Source organism: Mesorhizobium sp. M7A.F.Ca.CA.003.01.2.1, assembly GCF_003998945.1.
Taxonomy (GTDB): Bacteria; Pseudomonadota; Alphaproteobacteria; order Rhizobiales; family Rhizobiaceae; genus Mesorhizobium; species Mesorhizobium ciceri.
In genome coordinates, this window is the sequence record NZ_RZRA01001471.1 from 1 (window position 1) to 803 (window position 803).

Sequence of the window (803 nt, forward strand, 5' to 3'; positions counted from 1 at the left end):
GTCATCGGGGATGTCAGCCACGGCGGCATTGTCAGGCGCCGGACCAAGCAGCGACGTCAGTTCCTCTTCGCCGCCCTTACGTTTTGCGGCGCGAGCGCGAATTTTCTTGAAATCGGCCATTGGTCCCTCGGCAACTGGAATCAATCTAACACTTCCCGTGTGAGCCGGCAGCCTCTACCTCTTACGGCAAGCCTAAGACCCTGGAGATGGCCATGAACAAGACGATCGACGATCTGGCGAACCGCTGGCTCAAGCGGCGGCCGGACGGCCTCAGCCAGCTCGAAAGCCGGGTGCTGCAATCGACGCTCGAACGCACCACCATCTCGCGCGACACCAACAAGGCCGTTGCCTTCCACCAGACCTTCGGCGACCGGCTTGCCGATACGATCGCCCGCATCGGCGGGTCATGGTCCTTCATCCTGACCTTCATCGCCTTTCTGGTCTTATGGACGGCGGGCAATGTCTGGCTGCTGTCGCGTGACGCCTTCGATCCCTACCCGTTCATCTTCCTCAATCTCGTTTTGTCGATGGTAGCCGCCTTGCAGGCGCCTGTGATCATGATGGCGCAGAACCGCCAGACCGAACGCGACCGCATCGACGCCGCCCACGATTACGAGGTCAACCTGAAAGCCGAGATCGAGATCATGGCGCTGCATGAAAAGCTGGATGAACTGCGCCACGGCCAGATTCTCGGCATGCGCGACGAGATCGTGCAACTGACCGAGATGATCAAGCGGATCGACGAAAGGCTGTCTTCGCAGCAGTCGGCTTCATGACCGACGCGATCCACCATTTCATCGAAC

The 803-nt window shown here is 59.9% G+C and carries 1 protein-coding gene and 1 pseudogene; one reads left to right on the top strand and one right to left on the bottom strand.

Annotated features, from left to right (window positions below; all coding sequences use genetic code 11):
• Positions 1 to 120, bottom strand: a pseudogene (locus tag EN969_RS36485) (DNA-3-methyladenine glycosylase I); the annotation flags it as partial.
• 92 nt (positions 121 to 212) lie between these two features.
• Between EN969_RS36485 and EN969_RS33540 the strand changes: the two are divergent.
• Positions 213 to 776: a DUF1003 domain-containing protein gene (locus tag EN969_RS33540; RefSeq protein WP_024503559.1), complete on the top strand. Its 564-nt coding sequence runs from the start codon at positions 213 to 215 to the stop codon at positions 774 to 776.
• Positions 777 to 803: the final 27 nt, after the last annotated feature.